At 65.9% G+C, this 23107-nt stretch carries 23 protein-coding genes and 1 pseudogene; 13 read left to right on the top strand and 11 right to left on the bottom strand.

Annotation, left to right across the window (positions count from 1 at the left end):
• Positions 1–7: 7 nt before the first annotated feature.
• The 3 genes from ACYR7D_RS21105 to ACYR7D_RS21095 form a co-directional block, all read right to left on the bottom strand.
• Positions 8–646 (bottom strand): hypothetical protein, encoded by a 639-nt coding sequence (locus ACYR7D_RS21105; protein ID WP_459546261.1) that lies wholly within the window; start codon positions 644–646, stop codon positions 8–10.
• A 164-nt stretch (positions 647–810) separates the two neighbouring features.
• Entirely contained in the window at positions 811–1446 is a 636-nt protein-coding gene (locus tag ACYR7D_RS21100; protein ID WP_459546260.1) for a maltokinase N-terminal cap-like domain-containing protein, read from the bottom strand.
• A 17-nt stretch (positions 1447–1463) separates the two neighbouring features.
• On the bottom strand, positions 1464–2438 hold the full coding sequence (locus tag ACYR7D_RS21095; RefSeq protein WP_459546259.1) for a hypothetical protein: 975 nt from the start codon (positions 2436–2438) through the stop codon (positions 1464–1466).
• A 402-nt stretch (positions 2439–2840) separates the two neighbouring features.
• Between ACYR7D_RS21095 and ACYR7D_RS21090 the strand changes: the two genes are divergently transcribed.
• Positions 2841–4037: a tyrosine-type recombinase/integrase gene (locus tag ACYR7D_RS21090; RefSeq protein ID WP_459546258.1), complete on the top strand. Its 1197-nt coding sequence runs from the start codon at positions 2841–2843 to the stop codon at positions 4035–4037.
• 105 nt (positions 4038–4142) lie between these two features.
• Here the strand turns inward: ACYR7D_RS21090 and ACYR7D_RS21085 are convergent, their stop codons facing one another.
• Complete coding sequence (locus ACYR7D_RS21085; RefSeq protein WP_459546257.1) at positions 4143–4856, bottom strand: hypothetical protein; 714 nt, start codon at positions 4854–4856, stop codon at positions 4143–4145.
• Positions 4857–5013: 157 nt separating this feature from the next.
• Positions 5014–5541, bottom strand: a complete 528-nt coding sequence (locus ACYR7D_RS21080) for a hypothetical protein (RefSeq protein WP_459546256.1) — start codon at positions 5539–5541, stop codon at positions 5014–5016.
• Positions 5542–5708: 167 nt separating this feature from the next.
• Here ACYR7D_RS21080 and ACYR7D_RS21075 point away from each other — a divergent pair, with 167 nt between their 5' ends.
• The 4 genes from ACYR7D_RS21075 to ACYR7D_RS21060 are packed head-to-tail and all read left to right on the top strand — an operon-like array spanning position 5709 to position 8244.
• Positions 5709–6032 carry a WXG100 family type VII secretion target gene (locus tag ACYR7D_RS21075; RefSeq protein ID WP_280458380.1) on the top strand — a complete coding sequence of 108 codons (324 nt, stop codon included), beginning with the start codon at positions 5709–5711 and terminating at the stop codon, positions 6030–6032.
• A 20-nt stretch (positions 6033–6052) separates the two neighbouring features.
• Positions 6053–6388 carry a WXG100 family type VII secretion target gene (locus ACYR7D_RS21070; protein WP_459546255.1) on the top strand — a complete coding sequence of 112 codons (336 nt, stop codon included), beginning with the start codon at positions 6053–6055 and terminating at the stop codon, positions 6386–6388.
• A complete protein-coding gene (locus tag ACYR7D_RS21065) occupies positions 6385–7878 on the top strand; it encodes a hypothetical protein (RefSeq protein WP_459546254.1) in 1494 nt (497 codons plus the stop codon). Before ACYR7D_RS21070 ends, ACYR7D_RS21065 begins: the two co-directional genes overlap by 4 nt.
• A gap of 9 nt (positions 7879–7887) precedes the next feature.
• Positions 7888–8244 carry a hypothetical protein gene (locus ACYR7D_RS21060; protein ID WP_459546253.1) on the top strand — a complete coding sequence of 119 codons (357 nt, stop codon included), beginning with the start codon at positions 7888–7890 and terminating at the stop codon, positions 8242–8244.
• A gap of 8 nt (positions 8245–8252) precedes the next feature.
• Here ACYR7D_RS21060 and ACYR7D_RS21055 read toward each other — a convergent pair.
• The 3 genes and pseudogenes from ACYR7D_RS21055 to ACYR7D_RS21045 all read right to left on the bottom strand — a co-directional run.
• Positions 8253–8576: pseudogene (locus tag ACYR7D_RS21055) on the bottom strand (transposase); the annotation flags it as partial.
• A gap of 29 nt (positions 8577–8605) precedes the next feature.
• The gene (locus tag ACYR7D_RS21050; RefSeq protein WP_459546252.1) at positions 8606–9490 is read right to left on the bottom strand and encodes an alpha/beta hydrolase; all 885 of its coding nucleotides are present in this window, start codon (positions 9488–9490) and stop codon (positions 8606–8608) included.
• Between the two features lie 221 nt (positions 9491–9711).
• Complete coding sequence (locus ACYR7D_RS21045) at positions 9712–11271, bottom strand: FAD-dependent monooxygenase (RefSeq protein WP_459546251.1); 1560 nt, start codon at positions 11269–11271, stop codon at positions 9712–9714.
• Between the two features lie 212 nt (positions 11272–11483).
• Between ACYR7D_RS21045 and ACYR7D_RS21040 the strand changes: the two genes are divergently transcribed.
• Complete coding sequence (locus ACYR7D_RS21040; protein WP_459546250.1) at positions 11484–12131, top strand: TetR/AcrR family transcriptional regulator; 648 nt, start codon at positions 11484–11486, stop codon at positions 12129–12131.
• A gap of 87 nt (positions 12132–12218) precedes the next feature.
• Here ACYR7D_RS21040 and ACYR7D_RS21035 read toward each other — a convergent pair whose 3' ends face one another.
• On the bottom strand, positions 12219–12716 hold the full coding sequence (locus ACYR7D_RS21035; protein WP_459546249.1) for a hypothetical protein: 498 nt from the start codon (positions 12714–12716) through the stop codon (positions 12219–12221).
• Positions 12717–12966: 250 nt separating this feature from the next.
• Here ACYR7D_RS21035 and ACYR7D_RS21030 point away from each other — a divergent pair, with 250 nt between their 5' ends.
• The 3 genes from ACYR7D_RS21030 to ACYR7D_RS21020 all read left to right on the top strand — a co-directional run bounded on the left by ACYR7D_RS21030 (position 12967) and on the right by ACYR7D_RS21020 (position 15686).
• On the top strand, positions 12967–13446 hold the full coding sequence (locus ACYR7D_RS21030; protein ID WP_459546248.1) for a hypothetical protein: 480 nt from the start codon (positions 12967–12969) through the stop codon (positions 13444–13446).
• Positions 13447–13685: 239 nt separating this feature from the next.
• A complete protein-coding gene (locus ACYR7D_RS21025; protein ID WP_459546247.1) occupies positions 13686–14195 on the top strand; it encodes a hypothetical protein in 510 nt (169 codons plus the stop codon).
• A 396-nt stretch (positions 14196–14591) separates the two neighbouring features.
• Complete coding sequence (locus ACYR7D_RS21020; protein ID WP_459546246.1) at positions 14592–15686, top strand: CHAP domain-containing protein; 1095 nt, start codon at positions 14592–14594, stop codon at positions 15684–15686.
• A 729-nt stretch (positions 15687–16415) separates the two neighbouring features.
• Here ACYR7D_RS21020 and ACYR7D_RS21015 read toward each other — a convergent pair.
• The gene (locus tag ACYR7D_RS21015) at positions 16416–17264 is read right to left on the bottom strand and encodes an alpha/beta fold hydrolase (RefSeq protein WP_459546245.1); all 849 of its coding nucleotides are present in this window, start codon (positions 17262–17264) and stop codon (positions 16416–16418) included.
• Positions 17265–17582: 318 nt separating this feature from the next.
• Between ACYR7D_RS21015 and ACYR7D_RS21010 the strand changes: the two genes are divergently transcribed.
• From ACYR7D_RS21010 to ACYR7D_RS21000, 3 genes are all read left to right on the top strand, one after another.
• Positions 17583–18776, top strand: a complete 1194-nt coding sequence (locus tag ACYR7D_RS21010) for an IS110 family RNA-guided transposase (protein WP_459546244.1) — start codon at positions 17583–17585, stop codon at positions 18774–18776.
• A gap of 1800 nt (positions 18777–20576) precedes the next feature.
• Entirely contained in the window at positions 20577–21182 is a 606-nt protein-coding gene (locus ACYR7D_RS21005; protein ID WP_459546243.1) for a PadR family transcriptional regulator, read from the top strand.
• Entirely contained in the window at positions 21179–21649 is a 471-nt protein-coding gene (locus tag ACYR7D_RS21000) for a nitroreductase/quinone reductase family protein (protein ID WP_459546242.1), read from the top strand. The genes ACYR7D_RS21005 and ACYR7D_RS21000 overlap by 4 nt, the downstream gene beginning before the upstream one ends.
• Before the next feature lie 100 nt (positions 21650–21749).
• Here ACYR7D_RS21000 and ACYR7D_RS20995 read toward each other — a convergent pair whose 3' ends face one another.
• Positions 21750–22139 carry a winged helix-turn-helix transcriptional regulator gene (locus ACYR7D_RS20995; RefSeq protein ID WP_459546241.1) on the bottom strand — a complete coding sequence of 130 codons (390 nt, stop codon included), beginning with the start codon at positions 22137–22139 and terminating at the stop codon, positions 21750–21752.
• A gap of 89 nt (positions 22140–22228) precedes the next feature.
• Between ACYR7D_RS20995 and ACYR7D_RS20990 the strand changes: the two genes are divergently transcribed.
• Entirely contained in the window at positions 22229–23047 is an 819-nt protein-coding gene (locus ACYR7D_RS20990; protein WP_459546240.1) for an NAD(P)H-binding protein, read from the top strand.
• Positions 23048–23107 lie beyond the last annotated feature (60 nt).

Here is a 23107-nt window from a genome sequence, read left to right as displayed (position 1 = left end):
GCTCCCGTTACGGCTGCGCGGCTTTTCCTCTTCCCCGTTTCGCCAGGTACTCGGCGCGACAGCCGCGGCAACAGAACGCATACAGCGTACCGTCGACCTCCGCGGTGGCGGTGTCCTCGGCCAATGGAACGAGCACCCCGCACATCGGGTCTTTCAGCGCTTTCCCCGCACTCGCGTCGTCCCGGTACGGCTCACTCAACATCTCGACGAGATCTGCGGACTTCATCACCTTCCCGAACATCCCGATACTGCCCTCCGAGATCCCGACGATATGCACCTGCACCGTCGGCTGCCGGTAGGGCAGTTTCCGGTCGTCGAACTCGTCGGCGACAATACGTGTCGCATAGGTGATCAATGTTTCGCTCATATCCTTACGCCACGGCCCCGGAACATGAATGCGAACCAGACAGTGCGGGGGATCCTGCTCGGTGAGAACACGTTCTCGGGCGACCCAGAGCTGCGGCTCGTGCACCACCACGTGGAACATCGAAGCGAACACGGCAGCCGACCGGGGAGCCATCTCGGGCTCGTCGCTACCGGGCTCTTCGGCACCCAATTCGTGGATCGTGCCCAGGCGCTGGGCTACCCGGCGCCGTTGCGCCGGATCGAGCGCGCCTTCGGTCGAGAACAATTCGATGAACATCATCGTCGATCACCTCCTCGTGCACGATCTCGAAGCGGGCTGCCGGAACGCTGTCGAACGACTGCCGCATCTCACCGGACCTGTCGTTCGCGGCGGAATCCGGTATCCCGGTTCGCCGAGCCGAGTAACCGAACCGCCGGCAGAGCCCGTACGCGAGCGGTGCCCGGCTACCGCACCTCGGAGAGCACGACACTGCGTACCGTGCTGCCGTCGGGTGCCGGCCAAGGGGCGATGACCTGCCCGGCCCGGCGCACTGGTTCCACCCCTGGGCGACCCAGTGCCCGATGCACCCGCAGCATGCCGTCGGCCACGGTGATATCGGTTCCCAGCGGATTATCCGCCGCCGCTACCAGCGCTGAACCCTCCGCCGGCAGATCCGCGGCCGCCACCAGAACACTCCGATCGGGAGTATCGCTCTCGGTACCGTGCTGAGGCTGGGCGCCACCGGCCAGCAACGCCACCATCCGGTCGACGACCACGGGATCACGCGCACCGTCATAGATCCACCGCGTACCCAGCACACCGTGCTCGGCCGTCCCGATCAACGCATCGGCCGCGGTGGTCAGTTCGCTACCGCGATACCCCAACGGCACGAAATACGTTCTCATCTCCCCACCGCCGGTATCGGAGACCACCAGGAACTCGATACCCACCGCCCCCGCGGGATCGTCCAACCGGAAACCACCCACTCGGGTCAGGGCATCGGCCCGGCCGGGACCCGAATACCACGAACGGCTCGGCAACCAGCGGGCGAGCAGCTCCATTTTCGACGGGTGCATGGTCGTGCGATGGATAACAGCCATACCGCGATTCTGCTACCTCACCCCGCATCCTTCTCGTGAACCGCCGCAGACGATCCCGCGGGCGCCCGATCGGCCAGGAGTGTATCGAGCTGCCGCTCGGCTCGTTCGGCGCGGACCAATGTCTGCCCCCGGGCATGCTCCAGCGCTTCGAGGCGTTGCGCCGCTTCCGCCCGCACCTGTTCGAGCCGCTCTGCTGCTTCCGCGCGGGCGGCAGCGAGATCCGCCGCGGCGCTGCGCCGAGCCGCGGTGAGCTCATCGCGGACGGTATCGAGCTCGCCGCGGATCCGCTGCAGCTCCGCGCGCATCTCCCGGGCCGCCTCCGCGCGTTCGGTGGCCGACTGTTCGGCGCGTTCGAGAGCACGTTCGGCATCGGCCGCGCGCTGCACCGCGAGATCACGCGCCGCCGTGGCCGCCGATTCCCGCTGTGCGCACTCGCGTCGTAGCCGCTCGATCTCCGCGTCGGTATCCCGCCGCATCCGAGCGACCTCCTCCGCGCACTGTTGCCTGATGCGCTCCACCTCGTCGGCGGTTTCGCCGCGCACCGCCCGGATCTTCTCGTCGGCGGCGCTGTGAGCGGCGAAAACCTCTTCGGCCGCTCGGGTCGTCACGGCTTCTATCTCACGTAACACTTCGTCTCGCGCGCGAACCGCGTCCGCGGTCCGCGAATCGGCTTCCGCGATACGAGACTCCGCGTTCTCCGCGGTGACCGCCGCGTCCTCGGCCGCCTCCTCGGCCCGCAGCCGCGCATCCTGGGCTTCACGTCGTGATTGTTCCGCCGCGGCGGCCGCCATTTCGGCTTCCGCGATACGACGGGCCGCATCCGCCTGTACCGCCTGTACTTGCGCTTCGGCGATGGAGGGGTCGGCGAGAGTGGACATTTCGGTGACCGCGGCGGTCAGGGTGGCGCCGAGCTGGTCGGCGAGGGTGCGGAACTGGGTGAGCAATTCGTCGGCGCGTAGGCGTGCGGTAGTGACCGGGCCCGGTGCTGTCACAGTGACGTTGTCTGCGGGGGTGTTCGCTTCCTGTTGCAGGCGTTGCCGTTCCCGCCATGCTCGCCACCGGGTGTGGTCGGGGAGATCGCAGTACTCCGACGGACGGCCGGGCCCTGTCGGGCGAGCGAGTGGACGGGTGCAGCCGGGATAGTTGCAAACAGTGGGCACCGGGGAATCGTAGCGTTATTTCGTTGGATATCTACGTATTTACACGAAACGTAATGCGAAGTGTCCGCTACGGGAGGTTTGCACGGCTCAGAAGCCTAACCTCCGATAAGTGAACATTATCGGAGGTTAGGCAGGTAGGCTTGCGGACGGTTCGTTTCCGAGCAATACGTTTCGTTTAGTTGACGCAAACGAAACGTATTGTGTGACTCAATTACCGGCCAGGAGAACACCACAGTGACCGACCAAGCCGTGGACCTACCCGACACCGTCCGCACCGAACTCCGCCGCGGCGTCACCAGCGTTCTCGTCGACACCGCAGCCCTACGCAACGTCCGCGAACGCTTCGACAACGAACAGGCCACCGCACTCGGCCGCTACCTCACCGCCTCCCAATCCCCCAACACCCTGCGCGCCTACCGCACCGACTGGATCGCGTGGGCAGCCTGGTGTGTCCGCGAAAACCGCACCGCCCTCCCCGCCGACCCTCTCGACGTCGCCGTGTACCTCGCCGCGGCCGCCGACGCCCACACCGAAAACGGCCGCCACGCTTACAGTCCCGCCACCCTCGAACGCAAATCCGCCGCCATCGCCGCCGTCCACGCCGCCAACGGACTCCCCGCACCCACCCGCAGCGACGTGGTGCGCCTCACCCTCCGCGGTATCCGCCGCACCCGCCGCACCCGGCCCGACCGCAAACGCCCCATCCTGCTGCACACTCTCGGTGAACTCCTCGCAGGCCTACCCGAACCCGGCTGGCCCGGCGAACCCGCCCGCCGCCGCGACGCCCTGCTCCTCCTTCTCGGCTTCGCCGGCGCCCTACGCCGCAGCGAACTCGCCGGCCTGCGCATCGCCGATATCCACTTCGGCACCGACCACACCACCGGCGAACCACTTCTACTGATCCACCTGCCCACCACCAAAACCGACCCCACCGGCATCACCGAACAACACGTTGTCCTGCCTCGCGGCCGCCAACCACACACCTGCCCCGTCTGCGCCTGCGCCGACTGGCTACGACTGCTCGCCGTACACACCGAAAACCCCCGCAACGTCCGCACCTGGGTCGAGGAACTACCCACCGGCGCACCCGATATCCACCGCTGCCACGCCTACCGGCCCGACCCCCACCTCACCCCCGACCAACCCTTGTTCCCCGCCGTCAACCGGCACGGCGGACTCGGCCGGACCGCGCTCTCCGGCCGCGCCGTCGCCGAAATAGTCAAACGCTACGCCGCCCGCGCCGGGCTCGACCCCACCCTCTTCTCCGGTCACTCCCTCCGCGCCGGCTTCGCCACCCAAGCCGCGCTCGGCGGCGCCGCCGACCGCGAAATCATGCGTCAGGGTCGATGGAGCAACCCACGCACCGTCCACCGATACATCCGGACCGCCGACCCTCTCGCCGACAACGCCGTCACCAAACTCGGACTCTGACCCGGCAATTGCCCTGCGCTGGGCGATGACCGCATGCTCGTCGACGGCGGAGCCCGGACACCGACTCCGGCACGAACGAGGTGAGGCTCGGCGCTTCGAGGAGCATCAGCCCGATGCTTCGATGCTCTCTGTCGGCGAAGGCAAGTTCAGGGCGCGTGCCAGGGCGGCGGTGACCGGGTCGACGTGGTCGGGCAGGTGTCGAGTGGCCCAATCGGCTGCCAGGGCAAGGAAGTCGACAAGGTCCTGCTCGGCTCCAACGAGTAGCTGTCGGAGGTCGGTGGCGGACAATTCGATCACCGGGCTGTCGCTCTGCTCGGCGTCGACGGTCAGCCGGACCATGTCACCACGACGTTCGGCGCACGGGTCGGGATCGTGACCGAAAGATGCCCGGCCGCTTCCGTCGAGAACCTCATACCAATCGTGCCGGTCCTCCAGGCCGTGGCAGCAGCCGGGTGAGAACACGATGCCTGTGACGCTGTCGGTGACCCGCAGGCCACCAGCCACGAAGGGAGTGTCGAAGGTGAGCAGACCGTGCAGGAAGGACCTCAGCGGGTCGGCAGGCCGGGGCGGACGCCCGTCGTGCTCGGGATCGATATCGTTGCAACCGGCGATGCGCATCACTGCGGTCCCGACCTCGTCTGGTGTGAGTTCCCCGCTGAGCGCCGAGAAACCGTATGTCTCGACCTCGGCAACCGGCCAGAGGCCGAAATCATCGGACGCATAGATCTCCAGGACGGGCTGCATTGTGATCACCCCACGAAGTGTCCTGCACCCCCACGCGTACCGCCTCCCGATTACGGTGCGCGCGGTCGCTTCCATGTTTTCCACGCGATTAGGCCCGGGAATCCTGAAGCTGTCAGGAAGTGCAAAGTAGCTTCGGCGGCAGCGGGGATTCGCCTGTCGTTGCGTGTTCCACTTCCTTGGAAGTGGAACGACAGCCACCGCGTGGAGCCAAGTCGACGCTGGTGATAGGGCCTTACCGGCCTCGTTGGAGCTCCGCCCGCATCGCTTCGTGCAGTCTCCGGCGCAAGGCCACTCCCGCGGCCAGTTCCCGGCTGTACCTCTCCCGGCCGCGTTCTTCTGCAGCCTGGGCGAGATCCCAAAGCTGGGACGATGTGGTGCTGGCGACTTCGCAGGTGGCCGCACCTGCTGCGATCTGGATCGTGTGGTGCGCCCTGTTGAACCGGGTCGATTCCTCCGGCGCGAAGGCTTCGATCAGCGAGATCCGGTACGCCCCCGCCGGCGTATCCGGCGCTCCGGTGAGCTGCTGCTGGTGGTGGAGGAGGACCAAGATCTGGTCTCGAAGTGCACTGTAGGCGCCCAGGTACTCGATGAAGGACTCGCGCACCTCCGCGCGCGTGCGCTCGGAGTCGGCTTCGGTGAGCTGCCGCTCCGCGATCGCGCGCTGGTGCCGGGCGGTCAGCATGCTGGTGAGCAGGCTGCTCGCTGCCGTGACGGCAACGCCGGACACGGTACCGATGACGGCGATCCATGCTGGGTCCACGAATCAACCGTAAAGGTAGAGATCGTCGCGCCTTATGTAAAACCGTTGTGCGCGAGCGGAACAGCGCACAACGATCACTTGGGGTGGAACCGATGAGACGCTCGCTGCGTCGAAGTAGCTGTGAGGATCAGTAGCTGTATGACTCGACTTGAGCCAGGTGACCGGTGATGGCGCCCGAACCGATTACCGCTGACTCCGCTGCCATGGCAGACGCCGCCGCATTCCTCCGGCAGATCGCGACCACGATCGGTGACGGGTTCCGTCGCATCGACGCCGAAATCGACGGCATGACCTATTGGGGTGGTCCCGCCGCACAGGCATTCACCGTGGGATGGCAGGAGGCCAGCGAGGGTGCGGTGACACTGCTGTCCTCGCTGGAAGCCATGGCCGGCCTGCTGGGAGTGCAGGGCGAGGAATTCGCTGCGGTAGACGAGACCTTGGCGGCCGATCTGGCCGATACCGGTCCGCGGCCGAGCTCGCTCAATATCTGAACCAACAGGGGTTTCCTGCGATGTCACGGCATAACGTAGATACCGACGCGCTCGACGCGCTCAAAGCCCAGTTGCGCGGTCTGCTCGGTTTCACCGACGACCAGCTGGTGCTGCTGCAGCAACGGATGAATCGGCTGCACAACGGTGACGGCACATCGGGGCCGTGGACCGGGGAAACCGCCGAGGCCGCCCGCGCCGCCATGGATACCTGGAACGCCGGCGCCCGGAAAATGCGTGACGGGCTGGCCAAGATGGAAGCGGCCGGTAAGAACGCCCACGACTCCTACACCAGCACATTCGCTGCGATCCTAGCCCGCCTCGACCGCGGTCCGGCCCCCGAAAGCGGCCAACAGTGACGGTGGTAGACGTCGACACCGACGTCTACCAGCAGGCCGCGGCCGCGCTCCTCAAAGCCGCCGACGAATTCATCGGCAGCGTGGACAAGCATTGGAACAAGCTCGCCGACACCGGATCCAACATGACCGGCTCCTACCAGGAGGCAGTCGCCTGGGCCACCGAATACGACACCACGGCCAATGACCTGCTCATGCGGGTCAAACTGATGGCCAACAACGTCAACGGCTACGGCAACGTAGTTGCCGAGCTGGGCTATCTGCACGCCCTGGGCGACCACAACGCCAACATGGCCCCCGGCCCGCCGCCGACCCAGCCCCCGGTGCACCCGCTGAACATACTGGTGTCGTGCCGGCCGCCACTGCCCACGGCCGGCGGACCCGGAAGCGGGCTGCTCGAAGACGGGATCGGGCTGCTCAGCGAAATCGGTGTCACCGTCCCCGACGGCGACAGCGACAAACTCTGGACGGTTGCGGCGATCTGGCGCGATATCGCCGCCGAGCCCGCCGTCGCGGGATTCGCCGACGAAATCAACCGCATCGCCGGCATGTTCGCCCCGATCACCGCACCCGAACTCGCCCATATCGACGACGACCTGCGGGCACTGGCGGCCGCCGCGGCCGAGGTCGTGGTCGGGTTCACGGCGATGGCCGTCACCACCGGTGAGCATCATGACGAGCTGGTGGCGATGCGCAAGGAAATAGAAGGATTTCTGAAGCAATTCATCATCGACTCCGCGGTAGAAGCCGCGGTGACCGCTGGTGTCACGGTGGCTGCTTCCCTTGTCACCTTCGGCGCCGCGGGCCCGATCGGCGCCGCGGTCGGCGCTTCCCGGCTGGGGGCACTGTGCATCAAGTACGGGCGCAAGATCCGCCTGTTCGTCGACCTGTTCAAAACCCGCGGCCTCGGCCGTGGATTCAAAGAAGTCCCGGACTTCGCCAACCACAAGGCGGAGATGCAACGGATCTGGGACATGATCAACAAGAAGGCACCCGGCGGGCACCGGCCCGGTGGACGTACCGATTGGACCTTCGGCCCCGAGGACGAAAAGGCCATCCACACCGCGGCCGTGCGCAACCCCGAAACCGGTATGACCCTCAACGAGAAGCTGAACAGCGGCCTGCCGCTGACTCCGGAAGAACAGCGCCAGGCCGCCGCGCTGAACCAGGCCCTTTCCAAGCTGCCCTCCTATGAGGGCCCACTGGTGCGTCATCAGACCCTGAGCCCCGAGGAACTGGCCCGCTACCAGCCGGGGCAGCCGGTCACCGAAAACGGGTTCACATACAGCACCCTCAGACCCGACGGCATCGACCCGCAATTCGTTGCCAGTCAGAACGTCGAATTCCAGATCGTGTCCAAGACCGGCGCACAGCTCGGGGAGTACGCCCCCCGCCCCGACGACGTGATGTTCCCCTCCGGAACAGGATTCATGGTGCACAACAAGATCACACTCCCGAACGGCCGCGTCATCATCCAGATGACCGAAATCTAGGAGGCCCCTGTGTTCAAACGATTCACCGGCCGCAAGAAGAAACCGCCACTACTGACCGGCGAGGACTATTTCAACAGCGACGAATACACCCGCAACCAGGCAATATTCGACCAGTTCAACGCCGAGATCCGCGCCGCGCGCGCCGCCACCGCAGCCAACCCCGACCCGGGTCTGGACCCCGAAGAGATGGCCGAACTACAGGAACGCGCCAAAGAAGCGATGCCCCGGGAGAAGCGAAACTGGACCTGGGACGCCGATCACTGGTACGACGGCGACGGCAACGTCCTTCTCACCCGGGGCGCGGACGGTTGGTATGACCCTTCAGGAGTCCAGGTTTACGACCTGAACTACAACCGGATCGCTTAGAGAATGTCTTACGTGGGCATTTTCTTGTAGCAGGTGAGCGCTGCGGCAAGTTGCAGAAATGCTGCGAAGAGACGGCCGTGGCGTTCGTATCGGATTGTCGATCGCCGGTAGCCGGTCAGCCACGCGATCGTGCGCTCGATTTTCCATCGATGCTTGCCCAACCTCGTGGGATCCTCGATCCCACGAGGGGCGATGCGGGGCACGATCCCGCGGGCACGTAACCAGTGACGGTGGACGTCGAAGTCGTAGCCCTTGTCCGCCCGCAGTTTGGCGGGTTTGCCGCGGCGTGGGCCTCGCCGCGAGCGCACTCGCGGGATCGAGGCGACCATCGGCCACGGGTCACATCATGCCGGACAACGAATTACATCCACGTAAGACGCCCTCTAAGCCCGGGTTCCTCTATCGGGAAATGACCGCAGTGTTCGAGCAGTACCAGGCCGGTCCGGCCCGGTATCCGATCGAGGAACCGGATGCTCAACTCCGGTGGCGTCCAGCGGTCCGCAGCAGGATGCACCAGTGTCATCGGTGCGGCGTCGAAGGTTTCCGGCGATGTGTGCCGGAAACCGAGAAAGCTGGCGAGGAAGCCGAGCGGGACATGGACGCCGCCGCCTTTGGGGTCGGCGGCGCAGGCTCGTGACAAGGCTGGGTCGAGGCTCATGTTGTTCATGTCGGCTACCCAGCGGATCGGCACCCGGACGCGCCCGAGCACCGGGTCGATCGCGCGCAGCAGCACGGGTCCGGCTGTGCCGGTGAATGACCAGCGGGTGGCGGCGCGCCGGGCAGCCGGATCGCTGGGATCGAGCAGACAGGTCGCCACCACATGGGCGACGGCGCCCGTGCGCGCGGCGACCTCGTAAGCCAGCATTCCGCCCATGCTTGCACCGAACAGGACCAGGGGCCGGTCATCGGATTTCGTTTCCGCACGCACGAATTCGCACAGCAGATCGATCCAATCCTCGTAGCGAACCGCACTCGGATCCGGTTCGACAGTGTCGCCGTAGAGCGGGAGATCCACGGCCATCACGTCTACACCCTCCCGTGCGGCGAGCGCAGCGAGTGGCCACAGCAAACCCGAGTAGCCGCCCACCCCATGAATGGCCAGCAACCGTACCTCGGCGTCACAGTTGTCGGCACGAGCAACATGGACGCGTTTGCCGCGCCATGGCCACCACGTCGGAGTCGGCTCGATCAGCGATTCTTGGCGATACTGGTCGGGAAGGAACCTCGTGTACCCGAGGTAATCCACACACCGAGCATCGATGCGGAAATCGGCCGACACAACTCGCGTTCAGCAACGTGCGCCAGATCGGAAACGGCCTTCCTAGCTGCGATGATTGGGCGAGCGCTGGCGCGTTGGTGCTGTCTACTCGCTTTCGGTGGCGCCCTTCAGCCTGCGAGTCGGTCCCGGCCACTAAATAGCTTCGGGGGATGCATTATTCGACTGCTACGAGGTCTCGGCCCCGACGGTCACATGCGAGCGAGGCCGGTGGGGCGCAGCCAGCGTTGCAGTGCCGCGCGGAGTGCCTGCCGGTCCGAGGCGTCCGGGTGGGGTGAGGCGGTGGCCCAGGCGACGTAGCAGTCCGGGCGCAGGAGCAATGCGGCGGGCAAGCCGGGTTGAGGGCGCGCGGCGACGACGTCGAGTCGGTCATGCCACTCGGGAAGCGTTTCCGCCAGGCACGTATCGTCGGTCAGGTCGAGTAGCAGGGGCCGTGCGGTCCTGGTCAGCTCGGCCAGCCGGATCGTCCCGTTCGAGGTGAGCAGTTCCATGTCCGGGGCGAACCGGCCGACGAGCGGGTGGGTATCGGGTCCGCCCATGTCGTAGCGGATGTCGGCGCCTGCGGTGAGGGCGGCGAGACGCTGCACGGTGTCCTGGTCGAGCAGTAGTTCGGTGAACAGTTCGCGCAGGGCGCTGACATCGCCGCCCGGGGCGATCAGCGCGGATTGCGCTTGGGCGTAGGTGACCATGCGGGAGGCGGCTCGGCGGCGTTCGGTTCCGTAGCTGTCCAGCAGCCCGGCCGGGGCGTTGCCGAGGACGGCGGCGGCGAGCTTCCAGCCGAGGTTGGCCGCGTCCTGCAGACCGAGATTGAGTCCGGGGCCGCCTCCCGCGGTGTAGACGTGGGCGGCGTCGCCGATGAGGAACACGCGGCGGTCTCGGAAGCGGTCGGCGATTCGGGTGTTGCCACCGCTGAGCCGCCGCAGCACGTGTGGGCCCTGGCCTGTGGGCGCGCCGAGAGGCACCTCGGCGGCGAGCACTCGCCTGATGCTGGCCTGGAGCTCGTCGAGGCTCATGGGAGCGTCGGTCTCCGGTTGATCCCATTCGATGGTGCTGAGCAGTGGCGGCTGGTCCGGGAACGGCGCGTAGGAGAATCCGCCGTGTTCGGTGCGCAGCGGTAGGAACGGCTGGACGGTCCCATGGCCGGGCACACTCAACGCGCCGGTCGCCGGGTCCACCCAGTCGGACGGGATGGTAGCGTGCGCCGTCCGGCTGGTCGTGCGGTCGTAGCTGACACCGGGGAATCCGATACCGGAGAGCTTGCGGGTGAGGCTGTGCGCCCCGTCCGCGCCGACGAGATACCGAGTCCGCAGCCGGTAGGTTCCATCCGGGCCGGCGACGTCCACGATGACCGCGTCGTCGGCCTGTGCCAGGCCGACGACCTCGTGTCCGCGCCGGATCTGCGTGCCGAGCTCGACAGCCCGCTTTTCCAGAACCTGCGTGATGTGGTGCTGCGGGGCGGCCAGCCCGTAGACCGGGCTGTCGTCGAGCAGGCTCAAGTCCAGGACCATCGCGGCGAACATGAAATAGGTAGAGTTCGGCTGCGGCGGTGCCGCGCTGCCGCTGAGCGACTCGTACAGGCCCCGCCGGTCCACCAGTTGCACGACCTGGCCGAGCAGGCCGTTGGCTTTCGGTTCCTCGCTCGGTGCGGCCAGCCGCTCCAACACGAGCGGCCGGACCCCGGCCAGGCTCAGCTCGCAGGCCAGCATCAGCCCGTTGGGGCCACCTCCGCTGATCACGACATCGACGGTCACGAGTGCGTTCTCCTTCTGTTCGAGCCGCGACGTAGTCAGCCGCGGTAGTACTCGCCAAGGGCGGTCGAGGCGGCCTCGGGTTCCCGGGACAGGCCGGGATAGGTGTTTCCGCCAGGTTCCTCAGTGGCTGGGGATATGGCCGCAAGACTAAAGGAAAAACTTGCGTGCACGCAATTTTGCGTGCACGCACTCGGTGGTGAGATACTCGGACCGTGACACAACGGAGAGGTCTACGCGAACAGAAGAAGCAGGCCACCCGGGAGGCATTGCGTGAGGCAGCGCTTCGGCTGGCACTCGAGCGCGGGCCGGACAACGTGCGCGTCGACGACATCGCCGAGGCCGCCGGCGTCTCACCACGGACCTACAACAACTACTTCTCCAGCCGCGAACAGGCGATCGTCGCCGCCGTGACCAGCGAGCGGGAAACACGGGTCGCGGCGGCAGTGGCCGCCCGGCCCGCCACCGTGCGTCTCGCCGACGCTGTCACCGACGCGATCGTGGATCAGTACACGGCCCAGAGCGAGTCCGGGCGTGACGCGCTGCTGCTGATCACCACCCGCCCCGCACTGCGTGACGCATTTGTCCACGCCGCCACCGCGATCGAGCATCCCCTCACCGACGCGATCGCCGAACGCCTTTCGGGCACCGACCCGTATAGCGCCCGCGTGCTCGCGGCCGGCGTGGCCGCCGCGGTTCGCGTCGCCCTCGAACAATGGTTGCAGCCCACCATCGCATCCCCGGCGACCAGCGGACTCGTCGTGCCGTCCGGCGCGTTGCCGGACCTACTGCGCACCTCACTCGCACCACTCGCCCCCGCGCTCGATGCCGCCGAGAAACGATCGGACCGCCGACATCGGTGAACTCCGCGCCCGCCGGCAAATTACGTTGATACCCATGGCGCGTCGGTGAGGGGGCATGTTCACCGAGCTGCTGCCTCGGTGACCGCGCTACCAGTACGCGGCCCTGACGAGAAGACGTCGCGGCCCGCCGGCAGAAGGAACAGCACAGAGACCGCCGGGCGTAGGTATGTCGTAACCGGCTCCGCATCGGGCATCGGTGCCGCCACCGCGACCATCCTGCGCGAGTGAGGCGCCGAGGTCATCGGCTGCGACCTCGGTGACGCCGATATCGAGGCCGACTTGGCCACACCCGAGGGCCGGCAAGCACTGATCGACCAGATGAGCGAGCGGGGGCCCATCGACGCGGTACTCGCCGTCGCCGGGGGCGGCACGACCGGTCTCCTCGAGACCAACTACTTCGGCGCTGTCTCCACCGCACCCGGCGTCGTCGATACTCCCACGGCCGCGTGGATCCCCGGAAGCGAAGACACCCGCGTCGCCATGGAAACCGCGGCCCCGCAACCGTTCGGCGGCTTCCCCGGGCGAGCGGGAATGGATCGGCGAGCTCATCTGCTGGCTCGCCGGCCCGGACAACCGATTCGTCACCGGTCAGATCGTCTTCGCCGACGGTGGTGCGGAGACGGCGTTGCTCGGCGACCTCCACTGGCGCTGACCACCGGCGGCAAGCCGGTAGACCCCGACCTCATCGAAACGACCGGCGGCCTCGACCATTCATCACCCACGAACATTCGAACCGCGCCGGACAGGCTACATTCCGAGCCATGGTGTTCGTAGACAACCGTGAACAGCTCGGCTCCCGCCCGAACCACACGCAGAATCGACAATCGGCCGGCCGGTGAAATACGTCGACCTCTCCGCCACCATCGGCGGTATCGAGGGCGTGATAAGCCCGCAGGAGTACCTCGACCGGCTGCCCGAGCTCTCCGCGGCACTACCCGCAGGCGCTGCGGCCTACGCCGCCGAGCCCGGCCACTACGACTTCAGCAGCACGCGGTGTGTCCATGACCTGAAACTGGACCGGATCCTGTCCGGTGAGGACGATGACGGCACATGGATGCGGCTCGGATTACGACACAACTGCTGGAAGCACGAAGAAGACCTGACCATCCACTACACCGGCGTGGCCGGCTTCACGCTGCAAGCCACATCGGATATGCCTCATGCCGGCCGGCTCGGTGAGGTGATCCTGGACGAGGTGCTGCCACATCCGAACGGATGCACCCACGAGGTCGCATGCCACACCGGGTCCGTCATCATCATCTGCCGGGACCTCACCGCCACGTGGGTCGAGGCCGATTGCCCGGACAAACCCTGAAACCGATACGAAATGCGGCCTCGGGCCGGACCGGAACCGGAGCGGGAATTCCCCGCATACCGCGTCTTCGGAGTATTGCCGTGTCACGATTTCACCCGGCTACGGTCCGGACCATCTCGCCGAGAAAATTTTCCTGGCGTTTCCCAAAACGTGACGGGTGGTCCGGTGTCACCCTGTGCGAGGATATGAGCGCTCCACGAGTCGTTCGTTTCAAACCCCCCCTTTGAAAGGATGCTCAGATGGCGCAAGACACCAGTACTGCCACCCGCACCAGCAACAACGGCGTCAACCAGGACTTCCAGAACCTGGAAATGATGCGGCTGGGTCTGGACGAGATCCGGCAGGAAGCGCAGAGCGCTCGGCAGTACGCCCAGCAGGCGCAGAACCTCGCTCGGCAGGTGCAACAGCAGGCACGTCAGGTCCAGCACCAGTCCCAGATCGCCCAGAACCAGGCCAACCAGGCCAACCAGCAGGCCCAACAGGCCCGCCAGCAGGCGATCCAGGCGCAGAATCAGGCCCAGCAGGCCCAGAGCGAAGCCGACCGGGCCCAGAGCCAGGCCCAGCAGGCCCAGAGCGAAGCCAACCAGGCCAACCAGCGGTGTCAGTCGGCCCAGGACCAGGCCGACCAGGCCGCCCAGCTCGCTCAGCAGGCCGAGGAGCAGTCGAGCCGGTCGCAGGACCGTGCCATGCAGTGGGAACTGCAGCTGCACCAGATGCGCCAGCAGTTCCGCCAGCTGCAGCTGGGCTGAAATTCGCCGGGAGTTGTCCCGGCGACCCGCACCCGGGGTCCGGTGAACAGACGAACCTGTTCACCGGACCCCGTTTTCCGTGGCGGCCTCGCATCCGTCTCCCCCGCACCCCACTTCGTGGCCGCCGGGCCCGGTACCTTACCCAGCAGTATCCACCGATCGGTCCGCTCATCCTGGTCCAGCCCCGTCATCACCCGCGAAAACCACACCGCGCCAACAAGTTCGCACCCCGATCCACGCGGGCTTCGGATACCTGGTGAGACGTTCCCCACCGACACCCCAATGCCGGGAATGTCTGATACTCGATGGTATTACGGTAGATCCGATAGGGGTGAGAGCGGTTTTGATGGTGTTTGCGCACGCTTTGGCTGGTCGCGCCCGCGGGGGGTGGCTCGGATGACCGTTCGCGAAGAACTCGACATCACCCTGACTCCGCCTCCCGCCGCTCGCCCCGGAGCGAAGGCGATCATCGAGGGAGTCCAGGAGAACATCGAGGCCCAGGCCCTGCTCCTGGCGACAAAAGATACGACCTACGACCCCAACCTACTGGGATGGCTGCTCAACCAGGGATTGCTCAGCGCCGAGGGGCTCTCCGCCCCGGAAGGACAGTCGGTCATGGCCCACGACTACTCCTCCCGTCAGGAAGAGATCGACAAGGCGACCCACGATATGCGGCTGAAGAACGACGCGGTGAAGAACTCCGCAGTCGCGGCATTCCACACCAAAAACAAGACATTCCAAGCCATCCTGGACAAGGTGGAGGGGCTGAACACGCGGATGGCCGCCGCACCGGGGCCGAGCGAGGGCGAAATATATATGCCCATCGTCGCCGAGTACGCCGTGATTCGCGACGCCCTGCAGACCTTGAGCTCGATCATCGACCTCGTGGACGACACGTATGCGGGGATGGAAGCACGCGCGGGCGAAATCGAGCGTTCCAGCCCGGGCAACAACGGTGATCCCCGGACGATCTGGGGCGCTACTTCCCCGAAGAGCACCGCGCGGTACACGTCGAACGACGACGGAACTGTGGAGGAGGTTCTGCGAATCGCGGAGGCGGAGTTGGAGCGCGGCGTGAGCGAACGTGGATACAACACCGCCATCTACAACGACACCAAGGAAAAAACCCCCTACAACATCGACGATGCCTGGTGTGCGTCCTTCGCCAGCTATACCTGGGAAAAAGCCGGCTACGAGGTCCACTGGACGAACAAGAACTACGTACCGGCCATCTGGAACGATGCCAAGAGTATGGGACTGGCACGCCATACAGCGGACGCCCAGCCCGGCGACATGATCATCTTCGACTGGCAGGGTGACGGCAATCCCGACCACATCGGAATAGTGAAGTCGGTCAACGGAAACACCATCACCACCATCGAAGGAAACTCCGGTGACCGGGTGGCGAGTCACACCTACCAAATGGGCAACACCGATGTGGTCGGCGTGGTGAAACCGCCACCCAGCACGCAACCGGCAACGGCTCGATAACTTGCTGCCAACCGGCTCACACGGATATCCGCGTGGGATCCCGGTAGGTGATTCACCGATATGGATCACGGATTCCATGTCCGGCAATCGATCCAGTTCACAGTTGCGCTTTTGATAATCCAGGCGTGTCGGCGTCGACGAATCGCAAGTACTCATATCGGGCGGCGGGCAGGTGAGGGTCGATGCGACGGAGTTCGCGAACTATCCCTGACATAGGCGTTCGGCGACCTGCTCCCCGTGCAATCTCGCGCACGGGTTTCGTTACGCCGCAGTCGAGACCGATCGCCCAGGAATCCCACCGGGGAACGAGCACGCCGTTCGCGTCAACGTCTCGGTGGTGCGCCGACCGCAGATAACATCTGCCCAGAAACTATCGGCCCGGCGCCTCCTCCTTCCTGCCCTGCTGGTCGGATTCCTATCGACAACCGCTCGAGCCCAGCGTTCGAGCTCGATGATCAAAGCAGAACCGGCACCGGGGTGGAGCAGCGGCAGTACCCGACCCGGAACGGCTCACCCATACCCGAAGTGTTCCATGTAAGGAGGGGACATCGGAACGTTTCGCGGAACACTCATACGAAACACCGGTGACCTGGACCGAATTCTCCCGTCGGGGTGTTCCGGTGGCAGATCGGCTTACGGAACACCACGATGGTCGGTCTGCCGATCATCGGAGCCTATGTTGGCCTGCCTGAAGGTTCCTCCCGATTCCGGGGCGTTTGGAGGCCGTCATCATGAAAGGAGGTTGACCAAGATCTCGCGTGCATGGGTCCACAGGAGCGCACCTCCGGCCTCAGGCAGATAGTGCCGGGTGGCAGTCGGGATCCGCGCAGCGAGGGTGAGGCCATGGTCCGGTGAGTGAGTGGGGTTGCGGTCATGGCCGCCGTACCACAGATGCACGCGACTGGTCAGATCCTCGACCCGGAACGGCCAGCGCGCGAAGTGCAACACCGTGTCGCGCGCATAGCCTGCTGGCCCCTGGGCGAACCCGGCGTCGAGCGCGCGGCGAAACGCCTTCTGGAACCGTGGTTGCAGGTAGATCTCGCGGTCCACCTCGGGGCTGCCCTCGATGCTCAGCCGCCACAATGTCTCAGCGCTACCGAACTGCGCGAAGTCGGATTCGGCTCCGGCCGGGTCGGCGGCTACCAGGTCGACCAGTCGTCGCACCTCGGGCGGCAGAGCCAATCCTGGGTGGGCGAGCTCGTCACCTCCGGACACGATCGCTACTGTCGAAGCGATTCCCTGCGCGGCGCAGGCAAGAGCAAACGGTGCCCCCTGGGAAAAACCGACGACCGCAGCCTCTGTGAAGCCGAGTTGCCGGATGTCATCGGCCCAGTCCAGCAGTGTGCGCCCAGGTACCCACGTGGAATTCCCCAGGCCAGGCCGCTCCACTGAGATAAGCCTCACATTCAACTCGGCCAGCACGGCCGAGCTGAATCCCAGCCACCGCCCCCATCCCGCTCCAGCACAGAAAACAACCGGTGTCCCGTCCGCGGGGCCCCACTCCGCCCACGCCAGATCTCGGCCGTCCCGCAACACCTCGAATCCGACCCGGTCGGGATCTTCAACAATCACTTCCACGCCACCCATGATCCATTAGCCCGCGTTCGTGCACGCCAACGCCACCACCGTTTACAACCGGGTCAGCCATGCTCTTCGCCCGTTACCTTTTTCGTGGGCCCGGAGCCGGGCCCACGGTCGCCAGGCCCGGTATGGACTTCTTGCCCCTGTCTCTTCCATGATCCGGGGGGTGGTGTCGCCGGGTCCTGGTGGCGTCGACGGGCCGCTGATGGGGACAGGGCCGCGGGTAGGTCTCTTCGTAACGTGGGTGCCGGGCGTTGACGCCAGATCCGGCGACCGTCCGACTGAGCGTTTCCAGGCAATTGAGGATCGAGCAAGGTGACACAACCTTATGCCGTGTTCTGCGGCGTCGACGTGGGAAAAGGCGAACATCACGCGGTCGGGCTCGACCCGGCCCGGAAACGACTGTTCGACAAAGCGCTGCCGAATGACGAGTCGCGGCTGCGGGCGGTGTTCGACAAGCTCGCCGCCCACGGCCGGCTGCTGATCGTGGTCGATCAACCCAACACGATCGGCGCCCTGCCGGTCACCGTGGCCCGCGCCTGCGGCCACGATGTCGCCTACCTGCCCGGGTTGTCGATGCGACGCATCGCCGACCTCTACCCAGGTCAAGCCAAGACCGATGCCCGCGACGCCCACATCATCGCCGATGCCGCGCGCACGATGCCGCACACGCTGCGCCGCGTCGACGTCGGCGATGAAACACTCACCGAACTCGGTGTCCTGGCCGGGTTCGACGACGACCTCGCCGGTGAGGCAACCCGCACCAGCAACCGCATTCGCGGCCTGCTCACCGGCATTCATCCCGCTCTCGAACGCGTCCTCGGCCCGAGAGTCGCCCACCCGGCGGTGCTGGAGATCCTGTCGCGTTGCGGCGGTCCCGAAGGGATCCGGGCTGCGGGTCGGCGCAAACTCACCGCCATCGCCACCAAACATGCCCCACGCATGGGCGTCCGGCTGGTCGACGAGATCTTGACCGCACTGCCCGCGCAAACCGTCACCGTTCCCGGCACCAAAGCCGCAGAAACCGTGCTGCCGAAGCTGGCCGATTCGTTGAAAGCGGTCTTGCTGCAACGCAAGCAGATCGCCGCCGATATCGAGGAGATGTTCGCCGATCACCCTCTTGCCGAGGTCCTGACCTCGATGCCCGGCATCGGAGTCAGGACCGGCACCCGCATCCTGCTCGAAGTCGGCGACGGCACCGCGTTCGCCTCGGCCGGGCACCTCGCCTCTTACGCCGGCATCGCCCCGATCACCCACCGATCGGGGAGTTCCATCCGCGGTGAACACCCTGCCCGATCCGGCAACCACAAACTGAAACGGGCGTTGTTTCTGTCAGCGTTCGCCGCACTGCACGACCCGGTCAGCCGCGCTTACTACGACCGCAAGAGAGCCGAGGGCAAGAAACACAACGCCGCCCTCATCTGCCTGGCCCGGCGACGCTGCGACGTCCTCTACGCCATGCTCCACAGCAAACAGCCCTACCGGGCACCGGCGGCCTCAGCAGCTTGACGAACACCATAGGGTCCCCCCTTGTCGTGGTTTGTTTTGGGTTGGATGTCCAGGATTGATTCATTATTAAATACGCATATCTATTTATCTGTATTTTACAGTTTATTGCACAGCCAGGGGTGTGCTGGCTTCCGCTGAGGACAAGCACGCAGATCGCGGTCGGCGAGGCGTCTTCCGACCCCTGGGCGTCGGCGCGATGAACACCGAACGCGCGCTTCTCCCCTGCGCCGAGTCCGTTGCGTAATTTCCGGGGTCGGCCGCCCGGCCGGCCGACTCCTCGTCAACACGAACGCGTCGGATCCAGTTGTGCCGGAACTGTGCGGGGTGGGTCGGATCGGTAGACGCCGTGGCGTAGAAGGTGTCGTAGTGAGCACGGTACGGCCAGCACTCCCATGCCTGCCGCCGGATCCTCGGATCGGCATCGGTGGCCGGCATCCGCACCTCGTCCAGCAACTCCTCCCCTGCTGCGCCGCGAAACCTCCACCACTCCTGCCGTCACCGAGTATTCGGCAAACAGGGCCCGCGCCTGCTTGAGTCGACCTTGATCACCCTCGCAACATAGCCGACCGTACCGACTGTCGAAATATTCGGCGGGCCTCGTCGGCCGGTTAGTCCCTGCCACCGTATCAGCGCCTCCCCTGGAAGGTGCGGCGTAGATCGCTGGTCCAGCGCTCGGGGATTTCCCAGGGAATGAAGTGGCCGCCGTGGGCGTGGGCGGTGAGGTTGACGTGGTTGTACCACTGGGCACGGTCACTGGAGCGGAAGTGTTCGACACGGTGGGCGGTCCTGATGCCGGGTGGATTCTCGTAGCCGACGAAAGTGATGCCTGTGGGGCCTGCACCACCGGGAGGCGGTCGTGGGAAGGCGTCCAGGGATAGCGGTTGTGGTTGGCGTAGAGGCGTATCGATGTGCCGATGGTGTTGGTGACCCAATAGATCGTGGCATGTGTGAGTAGATCGCCTCTGCTGAACACGGTCTCGATATCGCCGCCGTTATCGCTCCATTTACACCAACGTTCCAGGATCCATGCCAGCATGCCCGCCGGGGAATCGGACAGGACATGGGCGAGGGTGCTGGGGGCGAGCAGATGTGCGGCCAAGTGAACGGCGAAACGTTTGTCCAACTCGACGATCCGGGCGCGGACATCGGTGGGCAGGCCCCGGGGATCGGCAGTCCCCCGCTGAAGTCCCAGGCGCGATCACCGTTGAACAGGGTGAGCTTCAGTCCCGAGCCGATATGGATGGCATACAACTCGTCGGCGTACTTGTGGCCGAGTTGTGCGGTGACCAGTGCGCCCACATCGCAGCCGGCGGCACCGTATTTCTCGTAGACCAAGACCTCGGTCATGAGCGTGTGCCAGAGGTCGGCGACCTTCCAGAAGTACCGAACAGCTGACCCAGCCGGGTATCACGCAGCTCATCGCGCCTGGAGCGAGAGCGCTGACCCGCGGCCTCGGCCCGGAAACAACATTCCGGTTTCCCGTCGGCCACCTCGGCGGACTCGATACCGCGAAATCGAGTTTTCTCCTCGAGGTTCACCGTCCACCGCGACCATGACAACCCACTCGGCATATCGGCAACCAGCAGCGCGCCCGGTGCCCCGCACCGCCGCGTGGTGAACCTCCGGAACGGGTAGCCGCGGTTTCGTGCGGTGGCCGCTCTCGCGCGTGCGATCCGGTGCACCAGTGCGGTCGTGGCCTTCGTTTCCTCGTGTGACGGGGGCAGCGGACCACAGTGGCAACAAGCGTGAGAGTTCTATATAGTCGAAGTCGACTAACCGAACTCGATCAATGAGGTGGCCGTGACTCGGGAGCTACGCGCGCTGGAAACACCGCTCACCCTCGCGGTGCTGACCTTGCTGGCGGAAAGACCCCGGCATCCGTACGACATGAAGGTCGCCATCCGCGATCGCCACGTGGACAGCGTGGTGAAGATGCGCGGCGGATCCTTGTACGACGCGATCGGCCGGCTCGAACGAGCGGAGCTGGTGAGCCGGGTGGGAACCAAGCGGGCAGGCGCCCGGCCGGAACGAACTGTCTACCGGATCACCGACTCCGGCCGCCGGACACTGGACCTGCTACTGGAACGATTCCTCGCGGAGCCGGTGAACGAGTATCCACGCTTCGTCGCCGCGCTGGCGCATCTGCCCGCGCTCACGCCGGCGGTCGCGGCGCGGCTCCTGCGCCGCCGGGCCGACCGGCTCCGCGCGGATGCCGACGAGGCCGATCGGGCCTCGGCCGCGACGGCCCCCCACCTGCCCCGAGCTGTCCTCCTCGAGGCCGAATACCTCCGGCACCTGCGCGGCGCCGAAATCGATTGGCTCGACCACGCCGCCGACGATATCGAACGCGGTATGGCGTGGCCGGAATCCGAAGCCGACCCGGAAGACGATCAGGAGCAAGGATGAACAACAGTGGCAACGACCGGATGCGGCGACGCCTGAAGCCCCTCAACCGAATAGTGGTCGGCCTCCAGCGTATGGGCCTCGCGGTGGGCACGATGCGTGCGCTCTCGGTTCCCGGGCGTAGAACCGGAACCCTGCGCACCACACCGGTCTCACCGCTGACCGTCGCGGGCGCGATGTACGTGGTGGGCGGCTTCGACGACGCCGACTGGGTACGCAACGCCCGGGCCGCGGGGTGGGGTGTCCTCGCGAAGGGACGCCGGGAGCAGCGGGTGACGCTGACAGAGCTGCCGGTGGCCGAACGCGAAGCGATACTGCGGGCGTTTCCGCGCGAAGTGCCGCACGGAGTGCGGTTCATGATCTCCGCCGGCGCCGTGGAGTCCGCGGATCCCGACGCGTTCGCCGCCGCGGCCCCGCGCTGCCCGGTCTTCCGCATCGAACCGATATCCAGCACAACCACTGCCCCCTGATCCACATACCGGGTGAGGGACCGTGGGCCGGCCGGCGCGTCCCGGTCTCGTCTCGTATACGGGTTTCCCCGGCCGGCCCGGCCTTCCCACCCGGCTGCGATCAACTCCGGCGGCCGGGTTCCCGCCTCCTGGCGTCGTACTCCTGCCGAGCCCGCTCGACTTCCTCCAGGTTCACCGACCATTCGGCCAGGGTGGCGAACAGCGGCGCCAGACTCCGTCCCAGCTCACTGATCTCGTACTCCACCCGAGGTGGAACCTCGGGGTGATAGGTGCGCAGCACGAGACCGTCTCGTTCCAGCTGCCGTAACCGTTGCGTCAGGACCTTCGGGGTGATCGTGGTGATACGGCGCTCCAGTTCGACGAATCGTTGCCGCCCGAACTCGTGAAGCGTCCAGAGGATCGGCGTGGTCCACCTGCTGAACACGATATCGACCACCGGAGCGATCGGGCAGGCGTTCTCCGGCGCCACCGCGACTGTGTCTTCTATCACAATCCCTGTACTTTCCTCTAGGTACCTAATATCTCGCCGAGAGTAACTTCACGGAGTCCGAAAAACGAATCGACACAGGGAGACTCCGAATGATCGTCGTAACAGGAGCAACGGGTAATGTCGGCCGCCCCTTGGTGCGGGCCCTGGTGCGAGCGGGTGAACAGGTGACCGTGGTCTCCCGGCAGGCGGACGGAAATCCGGCGGAAGTCCGTTCGCAGCGGGCCGATCTCACCGAACCGAAGAGCCTGGCACCCGCCCTCGAAGGGGCCGACGCGCTGTTCTTGCTGACCGCCGCGGACTTCATGGCGAACGGCGATATCGGTGAAGTCGTCGATGTGGTGCGATCGGCCGGAGTTCCGAAAATCGTGCTCCTTTCCTCCCAAGGGGTGGGTACACGACGCCACTCCCCCCATCTGGAGGAGGCCGTGCGCGATTCCGGCCTCGAATGGACGATGCTGCGGCCGGGGAACTTCGCTTCCAACACGCTGCAATGGGCCGAAACGGTGCGCCGGGATCGAACGGTCACGGCGCCGTTCGGCGACGTGACCCTACCCGCGGTCGATCCGGCGGATATCGCCGAGGTCGCCGCCGTCACCCTCCGGGAAGCGGGCCACGAAAACGCGATCTACACCCTCACCGGACCGGCCCCGATCTCGCCCCGGCAGCAGGCCACGGAGATCGGGAAGGCGCTCGGCGAACCGGTACGGTTCGTCGAGCAGTCCCCCACCCGGGCTCGGGATCTGATGGCGCGATACATGCCGGCCGAGGTCGTGGAGGCCACACTGGGAATTCTCGGTACACCCTCCGCGGAGGAACAGCGCGTCAGTCCCGATATCGAACGAGTGCTGGGGCGTCCGCCGCGGCCGTTCACCGCATGGGTGGCACGCAACACCGCGGCCTTCCGTTGATACCCGGCCCGGTCGCGGCAGGGCGGCCGGGAAAGGCCGGGGTACTGCGTCCGGTGGGGA

The organism is Nocardia sp. X0981 (assembly GCF_977089955.1).
This window is presented reverse-complemented; position numbering and strand designations above follow the sequence as displayed.